The organism is Pseudomonas sp. PSB18 (assembly GCF_014596565.1).
Taxonomy (GTDB): domain Bacteria; phylum Pseudomonadota; class Gammaproteobacteria; order Pseudomonadales; family Pseudomonadaceae; genus Aquipseudomonas.
Genome location: NZ_NOIN01000004.1, coordinates 385,555 through 410,849, shown reverse-complemented (window position 1 = coordinate 410,849; position 25,295 = coordinate 385,555). Strand labels below are relative to the sequence as shown.

At 61.1% G+C, this 25,295-nt stretch carries 27 protein-coding genes and 1 tRNA gene; 12 read left to right on the top strand and 16 right to left on the bottom strand.

Annotated features, from left to right (window positions below):
- Nucleotides 1-2: 2 nt before the first annotated feature.
- The 4 genes from CGA22_RS12780 to CGA22_RS12765 form a co-directional block, all read right to left on the bottom strand.
- Nucleotides 3-449, bottom strand: coding sequence for a hypothetical protein (locus CGA22_RS12780; protein WP_041024698.1), 447 nt, complete (start codon nucleotides 447-449; stop codon nucleotides 3-5).
- Nucleotides 450-587: 138 nt separating this feature from the next.
- Nucleotides 588-1,646 carry a YhcG family protein gene (locus CGA22_RS12775; protein ID WP_041024699.1) on the bottom strand — a complete coding sequence of 353 codons (1,059 nt, stop codon included), beginning with the start codon at nucleotides 1,644-1,646 and terminating at the stop codon, nucleotides 588-590.
- Between the two features lie 243 nt (nucleotides 1,647-1,889).
- The gene (locus CGA22_RS12770; protein WP_041024700.1) at nucleotides 1,890-2,294 is read right to left on the bottom strand and encodes a hypothetical protein; all 405 of its coding nucleotides are present in this window, start codon (nucleotides 2,292-2,294) and stop codon (nucleotides 1,890-1,892) included.
- A 65-nt stretch (nucleotides 2,295-2,359) separates the two neighbouring features.
- Entirely contained in the window at nucleotides 2,360-2,689 is a 330-nt protein-coding gene (locus CGA22_RS12765) for a DHCW motif cupin fold protein (RefSeq protein ID WP_041024701.1), read from the bottom strand.
- A gap of 249 nt (nucleotides 2,690-2,938) precedes the next feature.
- Here CGA22_RS12765 and CGA22_RS12760 point away from each other — a divergent pair, with 249 nt between their 5' ends.
- Nucleotides 2,939-3,919, top strand: a complete 981-nt coding sequence (locus tag CGA22_RS12760) for an arsenic resistance protein (protein WP_041024702.1) — start codon at nucleotides 2,939-2,941, stop codon at nucleotides 3,917-3,919.
- A 195-nt stretch (nucleotides 3,920-4,114) separates the two neighbouring features.
- Here CGA22_RS12760 and CGA22_RS12755 read toward each other — a convergent pair.
- The 5 genes from CGA22_RS12755 to panM all read right to left on the bottom strand — a co-directional run bounded on the left by CGA22_RS12755 (nucleotide 4,115) and on the right by panM (nucleotide 8,342).
- Nucleotides 4,115-4,190, bottom strand: a tRNA-Phe gene (locus CGA22_RS12755).
- Nucleotides 4,191-4,292: 102 nt separating this feature from the next.
- Nucleotides 4,293-4,565: an oxidative damage protection protein gene (locus tag CGA22_RS12750; protein ID WP_024778047.1), complete on the bottom strand. Its 273-nt coding sequence runs from the start codon at nucleotides 4,563-4,565 to the stop codon at nucleotides 4,293-4,295.
- On the bottom strand, nucleotides 4,562-5,629 hold the full coding sequence (gene mutY, locus CGA22_RS12745) for an A/G-specific adenine glycosylase (RefSeq protein WP_041024703.1): 1,068 nt from the start codon (nucleotides 5,627-5,629) through the stop codon (nucleotides 4,562-4,564). Before mutY ends, CGA22_RS12750 begins: the two co-directional genes overlap by 4 nt.
- Entirely contained in the window at nucleotides 5,626-7,851 is a 2,226-nt protein-coding gene (locus CGA22_RS12740) for an AsmA family protein (RefSeq protein ID WP_041024704.1), read from the bottom strand. Before CGA22_RS12740 ends, mutY begins: the two co-directional genes overlap by 4 nt.
- Nucleotides 7,852-7,943: 92 nt before the next feature.
- Nucleotides 7,944-8,342, bottom strand: a complete 399-nt coding sequence (panM, locus tag CGA22_RS12735) for an aspartate 1-decarboxylase autocleavage activator PanM (RefSeq protein ID WP_041024705.1) — start codon at nucleotides 8,340-8,342, stop codon at nucleotides 7,944-7,946.
- 261 nt (nucleotides 8,343-8,603) lie between these two features.
- Between panM and CGA22_RS12730 the strand changes: the two genes are divergently transcribed.
- The 7 genes from CGA22_RS12730 to CGA22_RS12700 all read left to right on the top strand — a co-directional run bounded on the left by CGA22_RS12730 (nucleotide 8,604) and on the right by CGA22_RS12700 (nucleotide 14,422).
- Nucleotides 8,604-10,265: an OFA family MFS transporter gene (locus CGA22_RS12730; RefSeq protein WP_041024706.1), complete on the top strand. Its 1,662-nt coding sequence runs from the start codon at nucleotides 8,604-8,606 to the stop codon at nucleotides 10,263-10,265.
- A 301-nt stretch (nucleotides 10,266-10,566) separates the two neighbouring features.
- Complete coding sequence (gene hisB, locus CGA22_RS12725; RefSeq protein ID WP_024778052.1) at nucleotides 10,567-11,160, top strand: imidazoleglycerol-phosphate dehydratase HisB; 594 nt, start codon at nucleotides 10,567-10,569, stop codon at nucleotides 11,158-11,160.
- Complete coding sequence (hisH, locus tag CGA22_RS12720; RefSeq protein WP_041024707.1) at nucleotides 11,160-11,798, top strand: imidazole glycerol phosphate synthase subunit HisH; 639 nt, start codon at nucleotides 11,160-11,162, stop codon at nucleotides 11,796-11,798. Before hisB ends, hisH begins: the two co-directional genes overlap by 1 nt.
- Nucleotides 11,798-12,052 (top strand): DUF2164 domain-containing protein, encoded by a 255-nt coding sequence (locus CGA22_RS12715; RefSeq protein WP_033034336.1) that lies wholly within the window; start codon nucleotides 11,798-11,800, stop codon nucleotides 12,050-12,052. The genes hisH and CGA22_RS12715 overlap by 1 nt, the downstream gene beginning before the upstream one ends.
- A 42-nt stretch (nucleotides 12,053-12,094) precedes the next feature.
- Entirely contained in the window at nucleotides 12,095-12,832 is a 738-nt protein-coding gene (gene hisA / locus CGA22_RS12710; protein WP_047699828.1) for a 1-(5-phosphoribosyl)-5-[(5-phosphoribosylamino)methylideneamino]imidazole-4-carboxamide isomerase, read from the top strand.
- 9 nt (nucleotides 12,833-12,841) lie between these two features.
- Nucleotides 12,842-13,612: an imidazole glycerol phosphate synthase subunit HisF gene (gene hisF / locus CGA22_RS12705; protein WP_041024709.1), complete on the top strand. Its 771-nt coding sequence runs from the start codon at nucleotides 12,842-12,844 to the stop codon at nucleotides 13,610-13,612.
- 63 nt (nucleotides 13,613-13,675) lie between these two features.
- Nucleotides 13,676-14,422: a substrate-binding periplasmic protein gene (locus CGA22_RS12700; protein ID WP_041024710.1), complete on the top strand. Its 747-nt coding sequence runs from the start codon at nucleotides 13,676-13,678 to the stop codon at nucleotides 14,420-14,422.
- Nucleotides 14,423-14,470: 48 nt separating this feature from the next.
- Here the strand turns inward: CGA22_RS12700 and CGA22_RS12695 are convergent, their stop codons facing one another.
- The 4 genes from CGA22_RS12695 to gpmI all read right to left on the bottom strand — a co-directional run bounded on the left by CGA22_RS12695 (nucleotide 14,471) and on the right by gpmI (nucleotide 19,667).
- On the bottom strand, nucleotides 14,471-15,253 hold the full coding sequence (locus tag CGA22_RS12695; RefSeq protein ID WP_041024711.1) for a divergent polysaccharide deacetylase family protein: 783 nt from the start codon (nucleotides 15,251-15,253) through the stop codon (nucleotides 14,471-14,473).
- Between the two features lies 1 nt (nucleotide 15,254).
- The gene (locus CGA22_RS12690) at nucleotides 15,255-16,571 is read right to left on the bottom strand and encodes a S41 family peptidase (RefSeq protein ID WP_041024712.1); all 1,317 of its coding nucleotides are present in this window, start codon (nucleotides 16,569-16,571) and stop codon (nucleotides 15,255-15,257) included.
- Between the two features lie 32 nt (nucleotides 16,572-16,603).
- Nucleotides 16,604-17,896, bottom strand: a complete 1,293-nt coding sequence (locus tag CGA22_RS12685) for a murein hydrolase activator EnvC family protein (protein WP_041024713.1) — start codon at nucleotides 17,894-17,896, stop codon at nucleotides 16,604-16,606.
- 241 nt (nucleotides 17,897-18,137) lie between these two features.
- Nucleotides 18,138-19,667, bottom strand: a complete 1,530-nt coding sequence (gene gpmI / locus CGA22_RS12680) for a 2,3-bisphosphoglycerate-independent phosphoglycerate mutase (RefSeq protein ID WP_041024714.1) — start codon at nucleotides 19,665-19,667, stop codon at nucleotides 18,138-18,140.
- Nucleotides 19,668-19,819: 152 nt separating this feature from the next.
- On the opposite strand from gpmI, the gene CGA22_RS12675 reads away from it, so the two are divergent.
- The 3 genes from CGA22_RS12675 to secB are packed head-to-tail and all read left to right on the top strand — an operon-like array spanning nucleotide 19,820 to nucleotide 21,008.
- On the top strand, nucleotides 19,820-20,233 hold the full coding sequence (locus CGA22_RS12675; RefSeq protein ID WP_041024715.1) for a rhodanese-like domain-containing protein: 414 nt from the start codon (nucleotides 19,820-19,822) through the stop codon (nucleotides 20,231-20,233).
- Between the two features lies 1 nt (nucleotide 20,234).
- Entirely contained in the window at nucleotides 20,235-20,489 is a 255-nt protein-coding gene (gene grxC / locus CGA22_RS12670) for a glutaredoxin 3 (RefSeq protein WP_003186737.1), read from the top strand.
- Nucleotides 20,490-20,525: 36 nt separating this feature from the next.
- Entirely contained in the window at nucleotides 20,526-21,008 is a 483-nt protein-coding gene (secB, locus tag CGA22_RS12665; RefSeq protein ID WP_041024716.1) for a protein-export chaperone SecB, read from the top strand.
- 165 nt (nucleotides 21,009-21,173) lie between these two features.
- On the opposite strand, the gene trmL is transcribed toward secB, so the two are convergent.
- The gene (gene trmL / locus CGA22_RS12660) at nucleotides 21,174-21,629 is read right to left on the bottom strand and encodes a tRNA (uridine(34)/cytosine(34)/5-carboxymethylaminomethyluridine(34)-2'-O)-methyltransferase TrmL (protein WP_024778065.1); all 456 of its coding nucleotides are present in this window, start codon (nucleotides 21,627-21,629) and stop codon (nucleotides 21,174-21,176) included.
- Between trmL and CGA22_RS12655 the strand changes: the two genes are divergently transcribed.
- On the top strand, nucleotides 21,628-22,068 hold the full coding sequence (locus CGA22_RS12655) for a hypothetical protein (protein WP_041024717.1): 441 nt from the start codon (nucleotides 21,628-21,630) through the stop codon (nucleotides 22,066-22,068). The two genes, trmL and CGA22_RS12655, sit on opposite strands and share 2 nt — an antisense overlap.
- A gap of 506 nt (nucleotides 22,069-22,574) precedes the next feature.
- On the opposite strand, the gene ntrC is transcribed toward CGA22_RS12655, so the two are convergent.
- Both ntrC and glnL read right to left on the bottom strand, forming a co-directional pair.
- Nucleotides 22,575-24,011, bottom strand: a complete 1,437-nt coding sequence (gene ntrC / locus CGA22_RS12650; RefSeq protein ID WP_041024718.1) for a nitrogen regulation protein NR(I) — start codon at nucleotides 24,009-24,011, stop codon at nucleotides 22,575-22,577.
- Complete coding sequence (glnL, locus tag CGA22_RS12645) at nucleotides 24,008-25,093, bottom strand: nitrogen regulation protein NR(II) (protein ID WP_024778068.1); 1,086 nt, start codon at nucleotides 25,091-25,093, stop codon at nucleotides 24,008-24,010. Before glnL ends, ntrC begins: the two co-directional genes overlap by 4 nt.
- Nucleotides 25,094-25,295 lie beyond the last annotated feature (202 nt).

Below are 25,295 nucleotides of genomic sequence, written 5' to 3'. Positions count from 1 at the left end.
GCTTACTCGCCGGCGGGCTCTTCCATCGATTGGCGATAACGGTCCAGCGCGTCACCGAAGTCCTTGATGAATTCGGGGGTGCTGAGCCAGCGCTGTGCCGCTTCGCGGTCCATGTCGTCGGCCCACATGCGGTAATCCACCAGCATGTCGGCGGCCAGGTTGGTTGCCGCCATGCTTTCGTTCTCGGCGTTCTTCAGGTCCAGCAGACCCGGACGTTCGCTGATCATCACGCTCAGGGAAGAAAGCAGTGTGTCGAGCAATTCGCTTCGGCTGATGGCTTCGGCTTCACGCAGTTTGGCGAACAGCTCCAGTACGTACACGGGCGGCTGAGCGGTGGCGTGGGCTGGGTCTCCATACATTGGAATGGATTTGCGCCCGGTCATGCGGATCTGCTTTGCTTTGTCTTTGGCACGCTTGGCGCGTTTCTGCTGCTTATTCAATGAGGCCATTGGGCTTCGATTTCCAATTCGTCAGGTGGCAGTACCCGGCTCAAGCCATTTGGGCGGGGCGGTAGTCTGTTCGACGGGTAGTTTACCGCTTCGTACTCGGATAATGCCTTGGAACACACCTCCGGATCAGCGTAAGGGTCAGATGCCTTCGGCCGCTGTGCCCGGTTGTCGTTCCTCAAGTCGCGCCCGCTCACGATCCAGTTCATTGCGTAGTTCTTCTTCTGTCGGGAGTACAAGTTGGTACTGGCTGGCGAAAAGTTGTTCGTTGCCTTGCAACACGGAGTAGCGCACTACCGACTCGTCCTTCTGTGCACAGAGAATAATACCGACGGTGGGTTTGTCGTCCGGGCCGCGCCTCTGGTCATCGTAGAGGCGGACGTACATGTCCATCTGGCCGATGTCCTGGTGGCTGAGTTCGCCGCGCTTGAGGTCGACAATCACAAAGCACTTGAGTAGGTAGTTGTAGAAGACGAGGTCGATGTAGAAATCCTTGCTCTCGGTGCTGATGCGCTGCTGACGAGCAACGAAGGCGAAGCCCTTGCCCAGTTCGAGAAGGAAGCCCTGTAGCTGGTCGATCAGGGCCTGTTCCAGGTCGGTTTCCAGCAGGAGGCCGGCATTGGGTATCCCAAGGAACTCCAGGACGACCGGATCCCTGACGATATCCCTGGGGCCGAGATCGAATGCCTTCAGGTTGGCTGAGGCCTCCTGCTTCACCTTGGGCCGGTCGCGGCTTGCCAGCAGGCGCTCGTAGTAGAAGGTTCCGATCTGGCGTTCCAGGGCGCGGGTGGACCAGTTTTGCGTGGCGGTTTCGTTCATGTACCAGTGCCGGGCGTTATCGTTTTCCACCCGTAGAAGCGTGCGGTAGTGGGTCCAGCTCAATTCGGGACGCACTGCGTTCCAATTTGAGAATGTCTGATAAAAATCCCGCATGTGCCGCAGATTGCGCTCATCAAACCCTTTGCCGAATCTGGTTGTAAGTTCTTTGGCCAGCGTCTGCAGCAGCTTTTTCCCGTAGGTCGCCCGCTCTGCTCCTTGCTGCTCGAATTCAACGATATGCCGGCCAATCTGCCAGCAGGTTTGTACTTGCAGGGTGTCAACGGCGCGCAGCACTTTACGGCGTGCCTGCTGGATCAGCTCACCGAGTTCGTTGATCAGCGGCGCAAGCTTTGGATCGTCTTGGGGTAGAAGTGGACTCATCGAATATCAGCCGAAGTGGTGGGCGGTCCAGAAAAGGATGCTCCAATCGGTATTTTGATGATGCCGGACGAGGCTGATTGGCCTGGATGAAAAGCGACGGATTCATGCAGGATCGGTTTGAGGCGGGGTTATGTCAGTTGCGTCAGAACCTGTAGGCGCTGTCCGAAGAAAGTATCAGTGTGTGGAGAATTCTGACGCAGGCTGCCCAGTCGATCAGGCAGCCGCGGTAATCAGCGAAATTAATCAGGCGCCTTGCGTCAACTGCCGGGATGCAGCGACGTAATCGGCCTGGAACTGGGGGCTTTCGACCCAGTCCAGCGCGGTTTGCTCGTCAACACCCGTGGTCAGGCGACGATATTCGATCAAGGCGGTGAAGATGAAATCCGTGGCTTCTTCTTCACCTTCCTGCTCCAGTACCAGCGCCAGCAGTGGATGGCCGAGGAAGGCCACGCACATAGCCTGCTGGCTGACTTTTTCAGCAGTGCGCATCTGGTTGAACAGATCGGACAGATCCACCGTTTCCAGATCGATGCACTCATCGTTCGGGTCAAGGAAGTCGTTCGGCGCAGCGGCACGTTGAACGCGGTTCTGCTTGGCTTTCGCCTTGGCGCGCTGGTTACGTTTCTGCTGTTTGTTCGCCGATGCCATGGGCCGGATTCCTGACGTGAGATAAGGCTGTATATCCTACAGCCTCAAGGCCAATGCTTCGAACCTCAATCCACCACGAACAGGGTGGCGCCCTGGGATGTCGAAGACCGGTGGGGCTCGGCCTGGTCAGCCACCTGGTAGCTCATGCCAGGCTTGAGCACGAAGTGCCGTCCATCCTCCAGTTCGGTGTTCAGCTCACCTTTCAGACAAAGCAGGATGTGCCCCTTGGTGCACCAGTGGTCAGCCAGATACCCCGCCGTGTATTCAACCATCCGCACCCGGATATTCCCGAACTGCTGTGTCCGCCAATACGCCGTTCCGGTGACACCTTTGTGTTCGGTGGGTTCGATGGTTGACCAGTCGGTGGTGCCAAAGGGAAGGTCAGTAATGTCCATGTCGGCTCGTTTGTTGGGAAAGGGCAAGTGGGAGCCGAATGTAGCCGAGTCACAGAGGCGGCGAAAGAGCCGAGTGCGCCGTCGAGGCCTCGCGCCAGTTGCGCGATGCGTCGCGGGAGCTGGTCGGGCTCTATGAGCGCATGGCGAACGCGGTGCGGATGAGGGTGAGGTAAGATGCCGGCATCGCCATGGAGGGGATCTGGGTTCAGGTTGCCAGCCGAAGAAACTCGCGAGTCATAAGGGCATAATTTGAACAAAGAGCAGTTGGAACAGCATCAGATTTCGATCTACTTCGGTGCTGTCATCGTTGCGGCCGTCGCCGGCCTTGTCGCGCCTGCTGCTTCCCAGGTCTTGAGTGCGCTGGTGACTCCTGTCATCGCGGTGCTCATGTACGCCATGTTTCTCCAGATCCCGTTTCTCGATCTTCGCGAAGGGCTTGGCAACAGGCGCTTCATGCTGGCCCTTCTGATGGCAAACTTCATCGTCATTCCGTTGCTGGTCTGGGCGCTGACCAGGGGACTCACCCATCACCCGGCGATCCTTGTCGGCGCCCTACTGGTTCTGCTCACGCCGTGCATCGATTACGTCGTCGTGTTCACTCATATCGGGAAGGGTGATTCCAAGCTGACTCTGGCAGCCACACCGGTACTGCTGCTTCTGCAACTTATGCTGTTACCCCTGTACCTGGCATTCATGCTCAGTGGCGACTCAGCTGTTGTGATCTCTATTGGTCCGTTCGTGGAGGCCTTTGTAGTGCTGATCGTTTTGCCGATGGTGCTGGCGATAGCCACCGCTGCCGGGATGAAGAAGTCCCCCTTCATAGAAAGATGGAACAACGCCTGGGCCTGGATGCCCGTGCCTGCCATGGCCGCTGTATTGGTCGTGGTAATCGCTTCGCAGATTGCGTTTGTTGTAAGGGATGTGGACAGGTTATTGCCGGTCATCCCCGTTTACGTCGGCTTCATGTTCCTGGCGCCGCTGCTGGGGGCCTGGGTAGCCCGGCTCTTCAAGTTGCCCGCGACAACGGCAAGATCGGTGGCGTTTAGCAGTGCCACACGTAATTCACTGGTGGTGCTACCCCTGGCGCTGGCCCTCCCCGAAGACATCAGAGGGCTCGCAGCGGCTGCGGTCATCACTCAGACCCTGGTGGAACTGGTCAGTGAGTTGATCTACATCCGCGCGATTCCTGCCTTGGTTTGGCCTGGGAGGCAGGTTCCTTCTGGACGTTGATCTGCTACCCCTGTCGCCAAGGGTAGATTGAACAGCCTCTGAAGAGACGAGCGCGCAACAACGCTCTGAGCGGCGAAACATGAAACCCCTTGCGTCGCTCACACGGCCAAGGTCCTGTCATCAGAATGATCCGCCGAGAAAAACACCAGGCAATAAAAAACCCCGATCAATTTCTTGATCGGGGTTTTCGGTATTTGGTGCCCAGAGACGGAATCGAACCGCCGACACGGGGATTTTCAATCCCCTGCTCTACCGACTGAGCTATCTGGGCAACGGGGCGCATTAAACGGGTTTTTCAGGGGGGCGTCAAGCAAGTTTTCAAAAAATATTTAATTATTACCGTCGCTTACGATTCGCCCCCGGTCCGGACAGCTTATTCGGACGGCGGCACGTAGCCTTCGGCCTTGGCGTATTCTTCGCCGGAAAAGAACTTCGCCATTTCGCCCTGGAGGTACTTGCGGTCGTCGGCGTTCATCATGTTCAGGCGTTTTTCGTTGATCAGCAGGGTCTGGTGTTTCTGCCAGTCGCCCCAGGCCTTGGCCGAGACGTTGTCGTAGATGTCCTGGCCGATAGAACCCGGGAAGGGGGCTCGTTCCAGGGCGGGCAGTTCTTCTTTGTATTTACGGCACATGATGGTGCGGGTCATGACAGCTCTCCTGCGTTCAATACGGCGGCCGCGCGCTCGAGCAAGGTTTTGACCGGGGCGGCAAGGCCCAGGCGCGGCGGGGTGGCGAGGTTATACCAGAGCCAGTCGGCCTCGGCCACGTGATGGCCGTTTTCCCGGACCTGGACCAGCCAGGGTTCGATTGCCAACTGGAAGTGGCTGAAGGTGTGAACCAGGCCGGGCATTTCCTGGTGCTTGCCCAGCTCCAGGGAGTGTTGCAGGGCCAGATGTTGCAGGTCGTCAAGGTCGTCGAGTTCCGGCAGGCTCCACAATCCGCCCCACAGGCCGCTGGAAGGGCGACGGTAAAGCAGGATGGCGCCTTCACGGTTGGCGAGCATTGGCATCAGCGTGCGTTTCTTGGGGACTTCCTTGCGTGGCTTGGGGATCGGGTAGCGGGTTTCCAGGCCCAGCATGTGGGCTTCGCAACCTGACTTCAGGGGACAGAGCAGGCAACTGGGCTTGCTGCGGGTGCAGAGCGTGGCTCCCAGGTCCATCATTGCCTGGGTGTAGGCGTTGACCCGGTCCTGGGGGGTGAAGCGCTCGGCGGTGGCCCACAGCTGTTTGGCGACCTTGGGTTCGCCCGGGTAGCCTTCCTGGGCCGTGAAGCGCGCCAGCACCCGCTTGACGTTGCCATCGAGGATTGGCGCCCGCAGGCCCATGCTGATGCTGGCGATGGCGCCGGCGGTAGACAGGCCTATCCCCGGCAGTTCGGTGAGTTTTTCCACGTCCCGGGGGAATTCGCCGCCGTACTGGTCGACGACGATCTTCGCGGTTTTCTGCAGGTTGCGCGCACGGGTGTAATAGCCCAGGCCGGTCCACAAGTGCAGCACTTCGTCTTCCGGCGCAGCGGCCAGGGCTTCGACGGTGGGCAGCGAGGCCATGAACCGGTCGAAGTAATTGAGCACGGTGCTGACCTGGGTCTGCTGCAACATGATCTCGGAGACCCACACCCGGTACGGAGTGATGCCTTGTTGCCACGGCAAGTCGTGACGCCCATGGCGGTCGAACCAGTCCAGGACGGCGGTGGAAAACTGCTCGGCTTTCATCGCTTGAATAGCCCCTTGAGCGCGTCTTTCAACTCGGGGCTGACCTTGTCGCCCAGCTTCTCGTCGATCTTGTCGCCAAGACGGTCGCCGGCCAGTTTTGCCGCGACCTTGCCCAGCCCGTCGTTGTCCAGGCGGCACGCCTTGGCGCCAAGCTCCAGCGGGCCACGGCAGCGCAGCGGCCATTCGACATCGACGTAGCGTTCGTTGACCTGGCAGGCCGGGTCGGGCATGTCGCTCTTGTCGCCTTCGACGATGACACCGACGCGGTAATCCATGCCAAGTACGCGCAGGTCGATGTCACCGTTGCCCTTGACGGTCATGCCGGGGATGCGGACTTTCAGGTCCGGGTTGCTGGCCACGCCATTGTGGAAGGTCAGGTTGCCATCGAGTTGCTGGAACGGTGTGTCCTTGCCCCGGGGTTCGCCGCTGAGGCTCTTGCGGTTCAGCAGGGCGATGCCCTTGCACAGTTGCTGTTCGAGGTTGGCGTTGAGCAGCACGCCGTCGTTGAGGACGAATCCGGCGTTGCCGTTGAGGCTCTCGATCATGGCCTTCTGGCTGTTGCCGCTGGCGGTCACGGCGCTGTTGAGTGTCACCAGCCCTTTGACCGGCGGATTCTTGCCTTGGCTCTCGATGATTTTCTCGGCCGGTACCCGGTTGATCCGGGTTTGCAGGCTCAACTGTGGCGTGGGCTGGCGTACATCCAGCGTGCCCTTGGCCTCGAAGTTGCCGTTGAACAGGTCGCCCCGCAGGTTTTCCAGGGTCAACAGGCCGCCTTGGCCGGTGGCCTTGAGGGCTGCATTCTGGATCGGCAGTTTGTCGAGGGTCAGTTGGCCGAACGTCAGGTCGGCATCAAGGTCCAGTTTGCTCAGGCGTTCCACCGGAAAGAGCCGGTCGTTGCTCCAGGCGCCCTGAGTCGGAGCGTTCGGCAACGGCGTGGTGCCGGCGCCGGCCATGGCACTGGCCTCGGTGTTGCTGACCTCCTCCTCGCGGGCGGCCTTGGCGCTGTTGGTCTCGGCGGACTTTGGCGGCAGGTAGCGGTCGACGTTGAACGTGTCGGCCTTGAGTTGTGCGCGCAGGGACTGCTTGGCGAAGTCTTCCACGGCGATACGACCGCTGAAGCTGCTGTCGTCGACCTTCAGATTGATGTTGTTGAATTCGACGCTGGTGGGGGTACCGGCGATGCGGCTGACCAGTTCGACCTTGGTCAGGCTGCCTTCGCCCATGGCCGGCAGTTTCTGGCCGATGCTGTCGACAAAATTCGCCAGGTCGAACTGGGCGATCGATACGCCGCCGTTCAACTGCGGGGTTTTATCGAGGTCGTTGACCTTCAGTTCGCCCAAGGCGCGCAACTGGTTCAGGGACAGCTTGATGCCGGTCCATTCGGCAACGTTCGCGGCCTTGTCCAGGAATAGCTGACCCTGGGCGTTGAAATTCAGGATCTTGCCCTGTAGCGGATCTCCGGTGACTTCGCCAGACAGTTTCAGGTCTTCGAACTTGTAGCGTTGCAGGGCACGTTCGAAGCGCAGTTCGCCGGTGACCTCGGTCCGCACGCGCACCGCTGGCTGGCTGCTGGACAGGAAGGCGGTCAGCTTGACCGGAATATTGGTGGAGTCGTGGACCGGGCCGGTGCTCAGTTGGATGCTTTCGGCGCCGAACTGCTTGCCGGTCTGCTCGTCGGTGTATTCGACCCGGGCGTTGTTCACGGTCAGGCTGTCGATGTCCAGGCGGGTCGGCTGGGCTGGTTTTTCCGCTGGGGAACTGGCGGGTGGAGCCGGTTGATCGGCCGGTGCCGGGGTGCCCGCTGTCGTTGTGGGAGCGGGCGCCTTGCCGATGTCTTCCCAGTTGCCGTGGCCGTTCTTGTCACGGTTGAGACGCAGGTTCAGGCCTTCGACCCGCACGTCGCTCATCTGCACTTCCCGGCGGAGCAGCGGCATGACTCGCACCGAAAGACCGAGCATCTGCAGGTCGGCGAAAGGTTGTGTCGGGTTGGCCAGGGTTGCGACGCTGGCCTCGTGCAATTCCAGACCCAACCATGGGAACAGGCTCCAGCCGATGTCGCCATTGAGGGTCAGCTCAATGTGGGCCTTGTCGCGGGCTATCTGGCGGATCTCTTCCTTGTAGTCGTTGGGATCGAAGAGGTGGGTCAGGGCAAAGCCCAAGGCCACAATGATCAGCAACAGCCCGAGAAGTACCAGACCCAGGATTTTGCCGAACGCTTTCATGGGCGAGTCCTTGTAGGTTGAGTTCAGAATTTAGCCTGCGAGTATAACGCTGTGGATTGCTGGTGCGTTGGGGTGATCGTTTTCCCTGGCGCTCAACCTTCGTCCAGCGCCAGCTTCAATTTGGCTGCCAGGGCCTGGGCCATCAAGTGCCCGGCCGGGGCCAGCAAGCGCAGTTCGGCACCCTCTTGCCGGGCCATCCGCTGCGCTTCGATGACCAGTCGCTCAGCTACGCCACGGCGACGGGTTACATTTCGTACGCATATCTGGGACAAGTGCCAGGCGTTCTGGTGCCGTTGCAGGCGTGCAGCACCCAGCAGTCGATCGTTGAAGCGAGCGGCGATCAATGAGCCATCTTGCAGGTAGTCCTCGATCAATTGCGTGGCATCGCTGAATGGCTCGAGCAGCCGTGGCGGGGCGTCCAGGTAGATTTTCGTCAGGTCCTGCCGATCCTGGCCGGTGGCTTCAATCAGGTGCTCGACAATTATGGGCATGGAAATTCCTGAAAAATAAATGACTTTCGCCCTACAGAAAGCAAACGAGGACGCGATAAGACAAATGACATGAAAAAGGTGATGTCACTTTGGTTTTTCTGTCACGAGCAAATGGTAACCTTTACCCGTTCGCCCGTCTTTCTGCGACTTGATGTCACACCAACAGGGAGCTTCACCGCAAAATACAGTCGTGCCTGCGTGCAAATAAGGCTGAGGGTGATGTGTGGCTGGCAAACCATTCTAACAATTGGGGGAAACACAATGAGCACGAGCATCACGGCGGGCGGCGTTGCCGACCAGCCTGCGTTCCTCTCCAAGGAACGTATCATCGCCAAGTCCGGCTTCAACCGGTGGCTGGTTCCACCGGCCGCGCTGGCCATTCACCTCTGCATCGGCATGGCCTACGGCTTCTCGGTGTTCTGGTTGCCACTGTCCAAGGCCTTGGGCATCACCAAGCCGGTAGCCTGCGCACCGGACATGAGCTTCATCTCGCAAGTCTTTTCGTCCCAATGCGACTGGCCGATCTCGATGCTCGGCTGGATCTACACCCTGTTCTTCATCTTCCTGGGTTGCTCGGCAGCCATCTGGGGTGGCTGGCTGGAACACGCCGGCCCACGCAAGGCCGGTGTCGTGTCGGCCTTGTGCTGGTGCGGTGGCCTGCTGATTTCCGCGCTGGGTATCTATACCCACCAGATCTGGCTGATGTGGGTCGGTTCCGGCGTGATCGGCGGTATCGGTCTGGGCCTGGGCTACATCTCCCCGGTGTCCACCCTGATCAAATGGTTCCCGGACAAGCGCGGCATGGCGACTGGCATGGCGATCATGGGCTTTGGTGGCGGTGCGATGGTCGGTGCTCCGCTGGCTGCAGCGCTGATGAACCATTTCGCCTCGCCAACCAGCGTGGGCGTATGGCAGAGCTTCCTGGTCATGGCCGCGATCTATTTCGTGTTCATGATCGGTGGTGCCTTGTCGTACCGCGTACCGCCGACCGGCTGGAAGCCAGAGGGCTGGACTCCGGCTCCGAAGAAAGCCGCGAACGCGATGATCACCCATCGCCACGTTCACGTGAACGTCGCCTGGAAAACCCCGCAGTTCCGCCTGGTATGGCTGGTGCTGTGCCTGAACGTATCCGCCGGTATCGGCATCCTGGGCATGGCTTCGCCACTGCTGCAGGAAGTGTTCGGCGGTAAATTGCTCGGCAACGACCTGCCATTCGGTCAACTGGACGCCACGCAACTGGCCCAGATCGCCGCCATCGCCGCCGGCTTCACCGGTCTGCTGAGCCTGTTCAACATCGGTGGGCGGTTCTTCTGGGCATCCTTCTCGGATTACCTGGGCCGTAAAAACACCTACTTCGTGTTCTTCGCCCTGGGTGTTGCCCTGTACTCGCTGATCCCGAGCCTCGGCCACCTGGGCAGCGTCGCGCTGTTCGTGGCGGCGTTCTGCATCATCCTGTCGATGTACGGCGGCGGTTTCGCCACAGTGCCGGCCTACCTGGCGGACCTGTTCGGTACGCAAATGGTCGGTGCGATCCACGGTCGCCTGTTGACCGCCTGGGCGGCAGCCGGCGTGCTGGGCCCGGTACTGGTGAACTACCTGCGTGAGTATCAGTTGAGCATCGGCGTAGAACGCGCCGCCGCTTATGACATCACCCTGTACATCCTCTCCGGCCTGCTGGTGCTGGGCTTCCTGTGCAACCTGATGGTTCGCCCGGTCGCCGACAAGTACTTCATGACCGACGCCGAACTGGCCGCCGAACAGGCGCTGGGCCATGACAAAGGCGCCGACAGCAGCACTTCGCTGGAATGGAAAGCCGCACCGGGCACCAAGCTCCTGGCAGTCGCCGCTTGGCTGGTGGTGGGTATTCCGTTGGCGTGGGGCGTGTGGGTGACCCTGCAGAAGACGGCGGTGTTGTTTCACTAAGCAACATCGAGGTGATCCCGGAGCCATCGGTTCCGGGTGACCCCTGTGGGAGCGAGCCTGTTCGCGATGAGGCGTGTCAGTCGAATCATTGTTGACTGATCCGCCGCTATCGCGAGCAGGCTCGCTCCCACATTTGTTTCTGGCTGATGGCAAAAAACTGCATCGCTCACTTGTATGGACATGTCTATCGCCGACGGCGCGGGGTTCAGCCCGTCAGTGATATCGTCTCCCGTGTTTCTGTTTGTCGCTCGCGCCCCTATAATGGCTGCCTTTTTCGCCCAATGATTTTGCGGAGCTGGTGATGGCCGAACGTAAGGCGTCTGTCGAGCGCGACACTCTGGAAACCCAGATCAAAGCCTCGATCAACCTGGATGGCACCGGTAAGGCCCGGTTTGATATCGGCGTGCCTTTCCTTGAGCACATGCTGGACCAGATCGCCCGTCACGGGCTGATCGACCTGGACATCGTCAGCAAGGGCGACCTGCATATCGACGACCACCATACGGTGGAGGATGTCGGTATCACCCTGGGGCAGGCCTTTACCCAGGCCATCGGCGACAAGAAGGGCATTCGTCGCTACGGCCACGCCTATGTGCCGCTCGATGAAGCGCTGTCGCGGGTGGTCATCGACTTCTCCGGCCGTCCGGGCCTGCAGATGCATGTGCCGTACACCCGCGCTACCGTCGGCGGTTTCGACGTCGACCTGTTCCAGGAGTTCTTCCAGGGCTTCGTCAACCACGCCAACGTGACCCTGCACATCGACAACCTGCGCGGGCACAACACCCACCACCAGATCGAAACCGTGTTCAAGGCTTTCGGCCGCGCCCTGCGCATGGCCGTGGAACTCGATGACCGCATGGCCGGGCAGATGCCCTCCACCAAGGGCGTGCTGTAATGCAGACCGTTGCGGTTATCGACTACGGTATGGGCAACCTGCACTCGGTGGCCAAGGCCCTCGAGCATGTGGGCGCCGGCAAGGTCCTGATCACCAGCGATGCCGAGGTGATTCGCGAAGCCGACCGGGTGGTATTCCCCGGTGTCGGTGCGATTCGCGATTGCATGGCCGAGATCCGTCGCCTGGGCTTCGACTCGCTGGTCCACGAAGTCAGCCAGGATCGTCCGTTCCTGGGCATCTGCGTGGGCATGCAGGCTTTGCTCGAGCGCAGCGAAGAGAACACCGGTGTCGATTGCATCGGCATGTTCCCGGGCCAGGTCAAGTTCTTCGGCAAGGACCTGCATGAAGACGCTGAACACCTGAAAGTCCCGCACATGGGCTGGAATGAAGTGAAGCAGGCGGTGGACCACCCGCTGTGGCACAACATTCCGGATCTGGCGCGCTTCTACTTCGTGCACAGCTACTACATCGCTGCCGGCAATGCGCGGCAGGTGGTGGGCAGCGGTCATTATGGCGTCGATTTCGCCGCAGCCCTGGCCGATGGGTCGCGATTCGCCGTGCAGTTCCACCCGGAGAAGAGCCATACCCATGGCCTGCAATTGCTGCAGAATTTCGCCGCGTGGGACGGCCGCTGGTAATGGCGCGCAAGAAACCGCCCATCCTCACCCTCACGCCCGAGCAGGAGAGTGAGGCGAACCGCAAGATCCAGCGGTTCATGGAGGATCGTTTCGAACTGGACCTGGGTTCGTTCGAGGCGGCGGAAATTCTTGACCTGTTTACCCGCGAAATTGCTCCGCACTATTACAACAGGGCGATTTTCGACGTGCAGGCGCACCTTAAGGAAAGGTTCGAAAGCATCGAAAGCGACCTGTGGGCGCTCGAGAAAAACTGATTCCCGAGCCAAGCTGAACATTCGTATTTGAAGGTTTGCCAGATGCTGATTATCCCCGCTATCGATCTCAAGGACGGCGCTTGCGTACGTCTGCGTCAGGGCCGGATGGAAGACTCCACGGTATTTTCCGATGATCCGGTGAGCATGGCCGCCAAGTGGGTGGAAGGTGGCTGCCGTCGCCTGCATCTGGTCGACCTGAACGGCGCCTTCGAAGGGCAGCCGGTGAACGGTGAAGTGGTCACCGCCATTGCCAGGCGCTACCCGAACCTGCCGATCCAGATCGGCGGGGGTATTCGTTCGCTGGAAACCATCGAGCACTACGTCAAGGCCGGCGTCAGCTATGTGATCATCGGCACCAAGGCGGTCAAGGAACCTGAGTTCGTCGCCGAAGCCTGCCGCGCCTTCCCGGGCAAGGTCATCGTTGGCCTGGACGCCAAGGACGGGTTCGTCGCCACTGACGGCTGGGCCGAAGTCAGCACCGTGCAGGTGATCGACCTGGCCAGGCGCTTCGAGGCTGACGGCGTGTCTGCCATCGTCTACACCGACATCGCCAAAGACGGCATGATGCAGGGCTGCAATGTCCCGTTCACCGCTGCCCTGGCCGCCGCGACGAAGATTCCGGTCATCGCCTCCGGCGGTATCCACAACCTGGGCGACATCAAGACGCTGCTCGACGCCAAGGCTCCCGGCATCATCGGTGCGATCACCGGTCGCGCGATTTATGAAGGCACCCTGGACGTCGCCGAGGCCCAGGCCTTCTGCGATTCCTACACAGGCTGAGGACTCATCATGGCGCTGGCCAAACGCATCATCCCTTGCCTGGACGTGGATAACGGCCGGGTGGTCAAGGGCGTCAAGTTCGAGAACATCCGTGACGCCGGCGACCCGGTGGAAATCGCCCGTCGCTACGACGAACAGGGCGCGGACGAGATTACCTTCCTGGACATCACGGCCAGCGTCGATGGCCGCGATACCACGTTGCATACCGTCGAGCGCATGGCCAGCCAGGTATTCATTCCTCTGACCGTCGGCGGTGGCGTGCGCACCGTGCAGGACATCCGCAACCTGCTCAACGCCGGTGCGGACAAGGTGTCCATCAACACCGCGGCCGTCTTCAATCCTGAATTCGTCGGCGAGGCTGCCGAGCGTTTCGGCTCGCAGTGCATTGTCGTGGCGATCGATGCGAAAAAGGTTTCCGGTCCGGGCGAGCCTCCGCGCTGGGAAATCTTCACCCATGGCGGCCGCAAGCCAACCGGCCTCGACGCCGTTGAGTGGGCGAAGAAGATGGAAGGCCTGGGCGCCGGTGAGATCCTGCTGACCAGCATGGACCAGGACGGCATGAAGAATGGTTTCGACCTGGGCGTCACCCGCGCCATCAGCGATGCCCTGGGAATCCCGGTGATTGCCTCCGGCGGTGTCGGCAACCTGCAACACCTGGCCGACGGCATTCTCGAAGGCCACGCCAGCGCGGTGCTGGCGGCGAGCATCTTCCACTTTGGCGAATACACCGTGCCGGAGGCCAAGGCCTACATGGCGCAGCGCGGTATCTGCATTCGCTGATTGCTGGACACCATGGCGGGCCCAAGGCACTCTTGGGCACACCATGGATTGCGGTAGCCCGACATGCTCAAACGCCTCGTTCTTGCCTTTGCCAGCGCCACCTTGCTGCTCGCAGGGACCGTTCGCGCGGCCGATACGTCGCTGGTGCTGCTGACGGAAAACTTCCCACCGTACAACATGGCCAAGAACGGCAAGAACTTCGCCCAGGACGAGAACATTCATGGCATTGCCGTGGACATCGTCCGCGAGATCTTCAAGCGCGCCGATATCACCTACAGCCTGACGCTGCGTTTTCCCTGGGAACGCATCTACAAACTCGCCTTGGAAAATCCCGGCTACGGTGTGTTTGTCATGGCGCGGTTGCCGGAGCGTGAAGCGCTTTTCAAATGGGTCGGCCCCATCGGTCCGGACGACTGGATCATGCTTGCCAGGGCGGACAGCAAGATAGCCCTCGACTCGTTGGAGCAGGCGCGCCCATACAGGATCGGCGCCTACAAGGGCGATGCGATTGCCGAAACACTGGGCAAGCAAGGGTTGAAGCCAGTGGTCGTGCTGCGCGACCAGGACAACGCCAGGAAACTGGTCAACGGTCAAATCGACCTGTGGGCCACTGGCGACCCGGCCGGCCGCTACCTGGCCCGTCAGGAAGGCGTGAGCGATCTCAAGACCGTGCTGCGATTCAACAGTGCCGAGTTGTACCTGGCGCTGAACAAGGACGTGTCCGACGACGTGGTCGCACGGCTGCAAAAAGCCCTGGATGAGCTGCGCAAGGAAGGTGCCGTGGACGCGATCATGGCGCGCTATCTCTGAGCCGTGCGCTAGCCGGTCTGGCCCCATCGTCGGATTGCCGCGCCGCGCTTATCGATAAACCCCATCCCTCCCATGCCCCACCATCGCCCGATTGCTGCGCAGGCTGATCATCGACTTGATGTCGATCCACTCGACGCCCTTTGCCTTGAGCCGGGGCAGTTCGCGTTCGAGCACCGCCAGGGTTTGCGGGTAGGGATGGCCGATCATCACGGCCGAGCCCTGACGGCGAGCCAGGTCGATGGCGGTCTGGAGCTGATGGGCGATGGCGGCTTCGGTGCGCTCGTCGTCGAGGAATACATCCCGCGACACACTGGCGAGGCCAATTTTCTGGGCTTCGGCGGCCGCGACGGTCTGAGCGCTGGTTCGGCTGTCGACGAAGAACTTGTGGCGCTGCTGCAAGTCCGCCATCAGCCAGGCCATGGCCTGGGGTTGGGCGGTCATGCGGCTGCCCATGTGGTTGTTGATCCCGCTGGTATAGGGCACGGCGGCGAACGCGGCGTCGAGGCGTTTTCCCAGCTCTTCAATCGACAGCTCGGGATGCCAGGCGAATGGCCCGGTCGCCGGATCCATGGGCATGTGCAGCATGACGATCTTGCCGGCGCGGTGAGCCTCGCGGGCAAATTCGGCGGCGTGGGGCGTGTCGGGCATGATCGCGGTGGCGACCGGTCCGGGGAGGGCCAATACCCGACGATCCCGGGGCAGGTTTTGCCCCAGGTCGTCGATGATCAGGCTCAAGTAGGCCTTGTGCGGTGAAGCCACGGGCGTGTCGGGCGCCGCAATGGCGGCGCCTGCCAGGCAGCACAACAGCCCGAGGATGAAACGCAGGCCCATCTCAGCGGCCGGAGGTGATGTTCAGTCCTTTGAGCAGACTCAGGGCCTGGGCCAGTTGGTAATCGTCATCCTGCGGCATCGGCTTGGCCTTGCCGCCGGAACCGCTCGGTTTGTCGGCGCCGCCGTTGCCGTTGCCCAGGTGACCTTGCAGGTCGGCTTCCTTGAAGTACTCGCTGTCCTGCTCGTTGGTGATCTTGGCTTTGCGCACCTCGATATCCGGAACGATGCCCTGGGCCTGGATGGAACGGCCGTTGGGCGTGAAGTACAGCGCAGTGGTGATCTTGAGAGCACGGTCGTTGTTCAGTGGCAGGACGGTCTGCACCGAGCCTTTGCCGAAACTGGTGGTGCCCATGACCACGCCGCGTTTCTGGTCCTGCAGGGCGCCGGCGACGATTTCCGAGGCCGAGGCGCTGCCACCGTTGATCAACACCACCAGCGGCACGGCGTCGCTCAGGTCGTTGCCGGTGGCCGAGAAGCGCAGCTCGGAGTTGGCGATACGGCCCTTGGTGTAGACGATCAGGCCTTTGGTGATGAAGTGATCCACCACTTCCACCGCCGATTGCAGCACGCCGCCAGGGTTGTTGCGCAGGTCCAGGACCAGGCCGTTGAGTTTCTTGCCATTGTCCTTACGCAGCTTGGCCAGGGCCTTGGCGACTTCTTCGCCGGTCTTGACCTGGAACTGGGTGATGCGGATGTAGCCGTAGCCCGACTCCAGCAGTTGGCTCTTCACGCTCTTGACCTGGATCACCGCCCGGGTGAGGGTCACGTCGAATGGCGTACCGCCATCGCGCACCAGGGTCAGCGTGATCTTCTGGCCGATCTTGCCGCGCATCTTGTCTACGGCTTCGGTCATGCTCTGGCCGCGGGTCGGCTGGCCGTTGATCTTGACGATGAAGTCACCGGCCTGGATCCCGGCCTTGGAGGCCGGGGTGTCGTCGATCGGCGAGACCACCTTGATAAAGCCGTCTTCGCTGCCGACTTCGATGCCCAGGCCGCCGAACTCGCCGCTGGTGCTTTCCTGCAATTCGGCAAAGTCTTCCGGCCCCAGGTAGGCGGAGTGCGGGTCGAGGTTGCTGAGCATGCCCTTGATGGCGTTCTCCAGCAGCATCTTGTCATCCACCGGCTCGACGTAGGCGGCCTTGATCCGGTCCATGACTTCGGCAAAGGTGCGCAGTTCGTCCAGTGGCAACGGGGCCTTGGTGGTGGCGGCCGTGGCGGCAGGCGCCGATGGTGCCGGTCCGGCGGCAAAAGCCAGGGGTGCACCGATCACGAGGGCGATCGTCAGGGCCAGCGAGGTGAGGCGGGACAAATGCAGCATGTCGAACGAACTCCTTAATTGGATGGGCGCGCTTATCCTTGCGCACGACACCATTGGGCCGGGTCACTGGGGCGACCCTGCTGACGAATTGCGAAATACAGTGCAGGCGTATCCTGCCCGCCACTGTTGCCGACCGTGGAGATGGACTCTCCGGCCTTGACCACATCCCCCGCCGACTTGAGCAGCGTCTGGTTGTGGCCATACAGACTCAGGTAACCGTTGCCGTGATCGAGGATCACCAGCAGGCCGGCGCCGCGCAGCCAGTCGGCGAACACTACCCGCCCGCCATGAACGGCATGCACCTGGCTGCCGGCGGATGCGCTGATCATCACACCGTCCCACTTGGTACGGGTGTCGTCGCCGCGGGTTTCACCAAAGCGCGCAAGCAATCGACCATTGACCGGCCATGGAAGTTTGCCCCGGGCGGAAGCAAAGGCGCCGCCGAAGGTTTCGCCATCGCTGGAAACCAATGCGCCAGGGCTGGACTTCGCGGGTTTGCGTGGTGCATCGTCCGAGTCCGCATCGGCCTGGGCTTCACGCAGGCGCTTTTTTTCGGCTTCCTGCTGGGCGATCAGCGCTTTCTGTCGCGCTTCCTCTGCCTCTCGCGCCTGGCGGGCCAGGGTTTCCTCGATGGTCTTCAGCACGTTTGCCAGTTCGGCCTGGTCCTGCTCGCGAGCCTTGAGCTTGCTGTCCCGTGCCTTCATATCGTCATTGAGCTTGGCCAGGGCCACCGCGCGTTCCTTGCGAACTTTCTCGAGTTCTTCGCGCTGGGTGTCGAGGCTGCTTTTCTGCACCAGCAACTGGGCCTGCTGCAGTTCGATGTCTTTTTCGACGTTGGCCAGTTGGCGCAGGGTTTCGTTGAATTTCTTGAGTTGTTCCAGGCGTGCCTGGCTCAGATAGTCGTAATAGGTGAGGGTGCGGGCGAATTTCTCGGGGTTCTGCTGGTTGAGCAACAGCTTGAGGTACTCCTGACGGCCGCTCTGATAGGCCGCGCGGGCTTGGATGGCGATCAGGTGTTGCTGTTCAGTGCGCGCGCTCTGGAGTTTTTTTTTCTCTCCATCGAGCCGCTGCAGCTCGGATTCGCTTTTCTTCAGCTCTTTTTGCAGGGCATCCACCTGTTTCTCCAGGTTGCCCATCTCGGTCTCGGTGCCACGCAGGTCTTTCTGTACGCCGGCTTTTTCTTCCTGCAGCTTGCCCAGCAGCTTCTTCAGCTCGGCAATGTCCTGGCGCGTGGCTTCCAACTGCTGTTGGGTTTGCGCGCGCTCGTCAGCGAAGGCCGGTTGGAGCAGGCAGGTCAGAGCGAGGGCTATCAGGACGCGAAGCATAGAGGCGGGCGATACCAGGGAAAGGGACGGCCTAGTATGCCCGCCCCACGCCGCAAAAAAAACGCCCATTTGGGGCTGTGTGATAACTGGGCTGGTGTCAGGCACCAAATCACCGCCAAACCTCTGTGGGAGCAAAGCTTGCTCGCGATGACGCCAGTACATTCAACAAAAATGCTGGCCGTCCGATCGCCATCGCGAGCAAGCTTTGCTCCCACAGGGTGGGTTGGGGTTGGCCGAGATGTCAGACCAGAATCGAAGTTCCGGTCATTTCCGCCGGCTTTTCCATGCCCAGCAGCATCAGCATGGTCGGCGCCACGTCGGCCAGCACGCCGCCCTCGCGGACCTTGAAGTCGCGCTTGCCGACATAGATGAACGGCACCGGCTCGGTGGTATGGGCAGTGTGGGCCTGGCCGGTGGATTCGTCGGACATCTGCTCGACGTTGCCGTGGTCGGCCGTGATCAGCGCTTCGCCGCCGACCTTTTCCAGCGCTTCGACGATGCGTCCAACGCAGGTGTCCAGGCACTCCACGGCCTTGACCGCCGCCTCGAACACACCGCTGTGACCGACCATGTCGCCGTTGGCGTAGTTGACCACGATGACGTCGTAACGCTGGTTTTCAATGGCGTCGACGATCCGATCGGTGACTTCCGGGGCACTCATCTCCGGTTGCAGGTCGTAGGTGGCGACTTTCGGCGATGGGATCAGGATGCGCTCTTCGCCCGGAAACGGTTCTTCGCGGCCGCCCGAGAAAAAGAACGTCACGTGGGCGTATTTTTCGGTTTCGGCGATGCGCAACTGGGTCTTGCCATTCTTGGCCAGGTAATCGCCCAGGACATTTTCCAGGCTGCCGGCGGCGAAGGCCGACGGTGCGGGGATGCTGGCGGCGTACTGAGTCAGCATCACGAAACCGGCCAGTTCTGGCTGGCGAGCGCGTTCGAACTCCTTGAAGTCGTCTTCGACGAAGACCCGGGTCAGCTCGCGGGCGCGGTCGGCACGGAAGTTCATGAACACCACGGCGTCGCCATCTTCGACCTTGACCGGTGTACCGATGGTAGTGGCCTTGACGAATTCGTCGCTTTCACCGCGCTCGTAGGCGGCTTCCAGGCCTTCCTGAGCGGTGGCGGCGCTGAACTCGGCGTTGCCATCGACGATCAGGTTGTAGGCCTGGGCGACACGGTCCCAGCGGTTGTCGCGGTCCATGGCGTAGTAACGGCCGACAATGCTGGCGATGCGGCCTTTGCCGAGCGTCTGGAAGGTCGTGTCCAGCAACTCGATCGAAGAGGCGGCGCTTTTCGGCGGGGTGTCACGGCCATCGAGGAAGGCGTGCAGGTAGATCTTCTCTGCGCCGCGCTTGACGGCCAGTTCGGCCATGGCGATCAGGTGGTCCTGGTGGCTGTGCACGCCGCCGTCGGACAGCAGGCCCATGAAATGCACGGCCTTGCCGGCCGCTACGGCTTTGTCCACGGCGGCGCAGATGGTCGGGTTCTCGAAAAACTCGCCGTCGCGGATCGCTTTGGTGACGCGAGTGAAGTCCTGGTAAACCACGCGGCCGGCGCCGAGGTTCATGTGGCCGACTTCGGAGTTGCCCATCTGCCCGTCCGGCAGGCCGACGTCCATGCCGCTGCCGGAGATCAGGCCGTTCGGCACGGTGGCCCACAGGCGGTCCAGTACAGGCTTGTTGGCCGAATACACAGCGTTGGATTCGTGGCTGTCACTGTGACCGAAGCCGTCGAGAATCATCAGGACCAAAGGTTTAGGCGTGGTAGTCATGGAATCCACTCGTGGCTGGTTAAAAGAAGACGATGGAAAAGGGACGGGCAGTTTAAAGGTAAGTTCCGGTGCCGTCACCGCCGGGCGGGGTTTGGCCGACCCTGAGTGCTGTGTATACTGGCCGACATTTTAACGCCCTGGAACCTCCTTCGATGGTTGCTCACCTGATTGAATTTGCCACTAACCACTACATTCTCGTCGGTATCTTCGTCGTACTGCTGGCATTGCTGGTCGCCCATACGATGCAGGGCGGCGGCCGCAGCCTGAGCACCGCCGAACTGACCGCGCTGGTCAACAAGGATGCCGGCGTGGTGGTGGACATTCGCCCGGGCAAGGAATTCGCCGCCGGTCACATTGTCGGCGCGCTGAACATTCCCCAGGACAAACTGGCCGCACGTATCGGCGAGCTGGAAAAGCACAAGGCCAAGACCATCATTCTGGTCGACGCCATGGGCCAGACGGCCGGTACCCATGCCCGCGAACTGATGAAGTCCGGTTTCACTGCCGCCAAGCTGTCCGGTGGCGTGGCGACCTGGAAAGCCGACAACCTGCCCCTGGTGAAGTGAGATGCCCCACGTCGTTGTCTATTCCAGCGATTACTGCCCCTATTGTTCCCGAGCCAAGTTCCTGCTCCAGAACAAGGGCGTGGCTTTCGAAGAGATCAAGGTCGACGGCAAGCCGCAACTGCGCGCCGAGATGACCCAGAAGGCCGGACGCACGTCCGTGCCGCAGATCTGGATCGGCAGCACCCACGTGGGCGGTTGCGACGACCTGTTTGCCCTGGAGCGCGCCGGCAAGCTCGACGCGATGCTCAAGGCCTGAATCCCCTAAAGAACCTGAAAGTGAGAAGGATCTGCGATGACTGACCAACAGAACACAGCTGCCAGCGAAGAAGAAGCCGCACCGCAATTCTCCTTGCAGCGCATTTATGTGCGTGACCTGTCCTTCGAAGCCCCGAAAAGCCCGGCGATCTTTCGCCAGCAGTGGGAGCCGAGCGTAGGCCTGGACCTGAACACCCGCCAGAAGGCCTTGGAAGAAGACTTCCACGAAGTGGTGCTGACCCTGTCGGTTACTGTGAAGAACGGTGACGAAGTGGCGTTCATCGCTGAAGTCCAACAAGCCGGGATCTTCCTGATCAAGAATCTGGATGCCGCTTCGATGAGCCACACCCTGGGCGCGTTCTGCCCGAACATCCTGTTCCCGTATGCCCGTGAAGCGCTGGACAGCCTGGTGACCCGTGGCTCGTTCCCGGCCCTGATGCTGGCTCCGGTGAACTTCGATGCCCTGTACGCCCAAGAGCTGCAGCGCATGCAGGAAGAAGGCGGCGCGACGGTTCAATAAGCGTCCGACAGCTGGCTACAAAACCTGTGGGAGCGAGCCCTGTGGGAGCCGAGCTTGCTCGCGATGAACGATGACGCGGTTTAAAGTTGAACCGTGTCGACTCCATCGCGAGCAAGCTCGGCTCCCACAAGCTCGGCTCCCACAGGAGTTTCTGGCGTTATGGGTTCAGGCGAACCCGTTCTGCCGCCAAGCCTCGTAAACAGCCACGGCCACCGTGTTGGACAGGTTCAGGCTGCGACAGCCTTCTCGCATCGGCAGGCGCAAGCGCTGCTCTGCGGGTAGTGCGTCCAGCACGTCGGCCGGCAGGCCTCGGCTTTCAGGCCCGAACAGGAACGCATCGCCAGCGACGAAACTGGCGTCATGAAAGGGCCGCGAACCCTTGGTGGTGAAGGCGAACAGGCGCGGATGACCGAGGCTTTCCAGACAACTGGCGAGGTCTGCATGGCGCTGCAAGGTGGCATACTCGTGGTAGTCGAGGCCGGCACGGCGCAGGCGCTTGTCGTCCATTTCGAAGCCCAGCGGTTCGATCAAATGCAGGTGGCAGCCGCTGTTGGCGCAGAGCCTGATGACATTGCCGGTGTTCGGTGGAATTTCCGGTTGAAAAAGGATGACGTGAAACATGCACGGCTCCGATAACAAAGATGACGCGCATTCTACGCTGCAAACCGATGAGCGTTCGAAGCTATTCCCGCGTGTCATGGGCTCGCTGGCAATCTTTGGCCTGATGATTGGCTTGATGATCGGTCGCCTGACCAACCCCGAACCGAGTGTGTTGGAGCGGATCGAGGTGGGCGATGGGGTGCTGGTGGCCTGGTTCAATGACGAACCCAAGCTGCACGGGGAAATCGTCGATGGCTCCGTGGCGCTGTTATTCGAAGCTGAAGGTCCGGCGCAGAAGGGGCAATTGAAGCTCAACGGCAAGGACGTGAACTGGCGGGTGCGCTTGAGTGACAAGGGGTTGCTGCTGACGTTGGTGGCGGCGCGTCCATTGCGAGGTGAGTGGACCGGCAGCGAGGTGGACGCCCGCTGGCGGCTGGAGGTCCGTCTCCAGGAGCAATAAAAGAGGGGAATCCCCGGCCTGCCTGTACCAAGGTCCCCAAAACGGGAGGGCGATCGAGAGGATCCAGCCCTGGGTGTAAAGAAGGGAAACCTTGACCTGCCTGTATCAAGGCCCCCAAAACGGTGGGCTCGGATGAGCCCGGATAAAATGGGGAATCCCCGGCCTGCCTGTACCAAGGTCCCCGAAACTGGGTAGTGATTGGTTTATTGCAGGGGGCGTGCCAGTTTTAAATGGCTTGTCACATAAAACCTTCTGATGTCGCGCAAGGCCCCGTATTCCGGGGCTTTGGCTTTTTTGCGGCAGGGTTTTTCGAGGTGAATCGATCGGCCTGGCCCCGTATGAGGCGCTCGGTTGCGGTTCGTGGTGCATCGGTGTGGTGCATGGCGCTTTCAAAAGCATCGCGAGCAGGGCTCGCTCCCACATAACTGCGCGGACACCGATGTCCAATGTGGGAGCGAGCCTGCTCGCGATTGGCCTTCAGATTTCAGCGAAAAGCCAAAGGCTGCTCAGCCCTCATCGCTCTCATCATCATCCCCGCCATCGACCTTCATCCCCAATTCCTTGATCTTGCGGGTCAAGGTATTGCGACCCCAGCCCAGCAGCACGGCGGCGTCGCGGCGGCGGCCGGCGGTGTGCTTGAGGGCGGTTTCGATCATGATGCGTTCGAAGCTCGGCACGGCGCTGTCCAGCAGGCTCGACTGGCCACGGGCCAAGGCCTGGTCGGCCCACTGGCGCAGGGCCTGTTCCCAGTTGGTCACCGGAGCCGAATCCTGCGGCAGGCTCAACAGTTCCGGCGGCAGGTCACCGATGTGCACCTCACGTCCCGAGGCCATGACCGTGATCCAGCGGCAGGTATTCTCCAGCTGGCGCACGTTGCCGGGCCACGGCAGGTTCTTGAGGTATTCCTCGGTCTCGCTCTTGAGCAGCTTGGGTTCCACCGCCAACTCCTGGGCGGCGCGGCTGAGGAAATGCCTGGCCAGGGTCGGGATGTCTTCGCGACGATCCGCCAGGCGCGGGATATGGATGCGGATCACGTTCAGGCGATGGAACAGGTCTTCACGGAATTTGCCGGCGTGAACCAGGGTTTCCAGGTTCTGGTGGGTCGCGGCGATGATGCGGACATCGACCTTGACCGGCGTATGACCGCCCACCCGATAGAACTCGCCGTCCGCCAACACGCGCAACAGACGGGTCTGGGTGTCGGCCGGCATGTCGCCGATCTCGTCGAGGAACAAGGTGCCGCCGTCGGCCTGTTCGAAGCGTCCGCGTCGCAGGTTGGCCGCGCCGGTGAATGCACCTTTCTCGTGACCGAACAGTTCGGACTCCATCAGGTCCTTGGGGATCGCGGCCATGTTCAGCGCGATGAAGGGCGATGCCGCCCGTGGACTGTGGCGGTGCAGGGCATGGGCCACCAGTTCTTTACCGGTACCGGACTCGCCGTTGATCAGCACGGTGATGTTGGAGTGGCTCAGGCGCCCGATGGCGCGAAACACTTCCTGCATCGCCGGTGCTTCGCCGATGATTTCCGGTGTGCGGGCCAGGGCCGGCACTTCTTCCAGGCCCTGTTGTTCCTGGGCGTGCTGGTTGGCGCGCTTGACCAGCGACACCGCTTCATCGACGTCGAACGGCTTGGGCAGGTATTCGAAGGCACCGCCCTGGTAGGACGCCACGGCGCTGTCCAGGTCGGAGTGGGCGGTCATGATGATCACCGGCAGCCGGGGATGCTCCTCGCGAATCCGCGCCAGCAGGTCCAGGCCGCTGGCCCCGGGCATGCGGATGTCGGAGATGATGACGTCCGGTTGCTGACGAGCCAGGCGGCTCATCACGCCATCGGCGCTGTCGAAGCTCTGGGTGGTCATGCCTTCCTGTTGCAAGGCTTTTTCCAGGACCCAGCGGATAGAACGGTCGTCATCGACGATCCACACGGTTTCACTACGGCTCATGTCGATGTGGCTCCTTGTTCCAGTGGCAGGAAGATCGAAAAGGTGGTGTGGCCGGGGTGGCTCTCACACTCGATCAGGCCCTGATGCTGACTGATGATGTTCTGGGTAATGGCCAGGCCCAGCCCGGTACCGTCCGGACGGCCGCTGACCATGGGAAAGAAGATGGTTTCCTGCAATTCCGTGGGGATGCCCGGGCCGTTGTCGATGATTTCGATCTTGGTCACCAGGCGATGGCGCACATGACCGATGGTGAACTGGCGCAAGGCGCGGGTGCGCAAGCTGATGCGGCCCAGGCGCAGCTCGTTCTGGCTGCCGATGGCCTGCATCGCGTTGCGCACGATGTTCAACACGGCCTGGATCATCTGTTCACGATCGATCAAGACATCGGGAATGCTCGGGTCATAGTCGCGCACCAAGGTGATGCAGCCCTGGCTCTCGGCTTCCACGAGGCTGCCGACTCGCTCCAGTACTTCATGGACATTGCACAGGGCCAGGGAGGGCAGCTTGTTGGAGCCGAGCATGCGGTCCACGAGATTTCGCAGGCGGTCGGCTTCCTCGATGATGACGTTGGTGTAGTCCTTGAGGCTTTCTTCAGGGAGCTCCCGGGCCAGCAATTGCGCAGCGCCACGGATACCACCGAGGGGGTTCTTGATCTCGTGGGCCAGGCCACGCACCAGCATCTTGCTGGTCTCCTGCTTGGACAACTGCGCCTCTTCCTTGGTGATGCGCAGCAAGCGATCACGAGGGTGGACTTCCAGCAGCAACAGGGTGGCGCCGTTACTCAGGATCGGGGTCACCGCGTAGTCGACCGTCAGCGTCTGGCCGGTCAGGGCGGTGAGCATCGCTTCGCGCTTGGTGAACGGGTGAGCCTGCTCCACGGCCTGGCGCAAGGAGTTGAGTGCCTCGGCGGATTCGGTGAACAACTCGCTGATGAACTGTCCATGGCTGCGCTGGCCGCTGACGGCCAGGAGCATCTCCGCCGCCGGGTTCATGTACTCGAGGCGCAGTTCGGCGTCGAGCAGAATGGTCGCGGTGGTGAGGTTATCGAGTAGCAAGCGGTGTAGTGCGTCGCTAATGGTCATCGGGACCTCTTTTGATGCGTGGCAATTCGGGGCCGGTCCCAAATTGCGCGCGCAATGAATGCGCTGATAGAAGGAAAATGCAAAAACCAAACCAAGGCTCCGAAAAGAAGCGTTTAGAGCCTGAAAAGAGGTTTTTTCGCCCGATTGCGTGGCGTTCTGCCAGTTTTACCGGGTACTTTCGAACCAAAATGGGTTGGCAGCT